This window comes from Streptomyces sp. NPDC002817 (assembly GCF_053592055.1).
The window spans coordinates 1-1,782 of the sequence record NZ_JBSFUY010000105.1 but is presented as its reverse complement, the minus strand read 5'-3'; the positions used below and the strand labels follow the sequence as shown (position 1 = coordinate 1,782).

The window sequence follows — 1,782 nt, the reverse complement described above, 5'->3', positions numbered from 1 at the left end:
TTGCAAGACCACGGAGTTAGAGCGGATCCCCGGTTGTCAACGGGATCGAGGGTTTTCGGGGAAGCCCAGGTCATGGCAACGGGGCTCCTGGTAGAGCGAAGAAGCCGACCAAGGTCTTCCCGCTCGAAGGAGCCCCGTTGCCCGCTCAGTGTTCCACCGTCACGCTCACGTCGTCCATCACCGTCGCCGGCGGCGTCTTCGCTCCGGGACATCTCGGCGAGCTGACCCGGCAGTTACCCTTCGAACTTGTCGATGACGTGCTGGAACGCGTTGGCGGCGGCCAGTGCCGGGTGCGGCTGCTGCCCTCGAGGGTGGGCGTGTACTTCGTGCTGGCGCTGGCCCTGTTTCCGCAACTGGGGTACGTGCGCGTGTGGGACAAGCTCACCGCCGGGCTGCACGGGCTTCTTCGCAGGCGCCCTTCGGAGAAGGCGCTGCGGGAGGTTCGCCGACGGCTGGGCGTCGCGCCGCTCCGGTCGCTGTTCGAAACTCTGGCAGGTCCCGCGGCACAGCCGATCACACCCGGAGTGCGATACCGGTGCTGGCGCACGGTCGCCTTCGACGGGTGCAGCTCCACCAAGGCCCCTGACCGGCCGCGAGTCTGTGCCTGGCTGGGCAAGCACAAACACCGCTACGGCACTGACGGATATCCGATGCTGAAGATCATGGTGCTGTGCGAGACCGGGACCCGCGCGTTGCTCGGCGCGGTCTTCGGACCGACGCCGGAAAAGGAGACCGGCTATGCCGAGCAACTGCTGCCGCTGCTGGACGACAGCATGCTGCTGCTCAACGACCGGGGCTTCGACTCGGACGACTTCCTCGCGAAGGCCGCGGCCACCGGGGCACAGCTGTTGGTACGCCTCAAGGGAACCCGGACACCCGCCCGCTGGGCACTCCTGCCGGACGGGTCGTTCCTGACCAGGATCAACGGGACCCGGCTGAGGATCATCGACGCGCACATCACGGTGACGACCGCCAAAGGACTGCGCCTGGAAGGCCACTACCGGCTGGCCACCACCCTGACCGACCACCGCCGTTATCCCGCCGCCGAGCTCGTCGAGCTCTACCACGAGCGATGGGAGATCGAGTCGGCGTTCTACTCGCTCCGCCACACCCTGCAGCGCGGCCTGGTACTGCGCTCCCAGGACGCAACCGGGATCCAGCAGGAACTCTGGGCTCACCTGACCGTCTACCAGGCACTGCGCCGGGCGATGGCCGAGGCCGTCGAGACGCTCCCCGGCACGGATCCAGACCGCGCATCCTTCACCATCGCCCTGGAGACGGCCAAAGATCAGCTCATCGCCGCCGCCGACGTACTGCCCGACTCCGGACCCGGACGCATCACATCGGCACTGCTGCACGATCTGCTCCCGCCCCGCCGGGCCCGCGTCAACCCGCGCCGCGTCAAGTGCCCGATCTCCCGCTACGCCGCCCCGCCCGACCAGGCACAAGTCCAGGGCGCCTCCAGAATCACCAGCATCGATGTCATCGTGCACCTGTCAGCTGGCCCCGGCCCCGACGGACGCCGTGACCGCACCCTGCAACTCTTGCGAACCGATGCCCTCCGCACCTGGCGGGCATGTGAAATCGCCCGCGGCATCGGACTGGACGACGCCCAAGGACTACGCGCGGAACTGGGACGCTGGGTCCGCGAAGGAATCCTCCAACGCATTGGGCGCGGCCTCTACACCCTCGACCCCGAGTGGACCCCCCAGACCTCCACCAGCCCTTGCCTCCACCCCCGTTGACAACCGGGGATCCGCTCTAACTCCGTGGTCTTGGGGT

1 pseudogene is annotated in these 1,782 nt (G+C 67.8%); it reads left to right on the top strand.

The window, feature by feature from the left end:
* The first annotated feature begins 137 nt into the window (after positions 1 to 137).
* Positions 138 to 1,765, top strand: a pseudogene (locus tag ACWD3I_RS49170) (IS4 family transposase).
* Positions 1,766 to 1,782 lie beyond the last annotated feature (17 nt).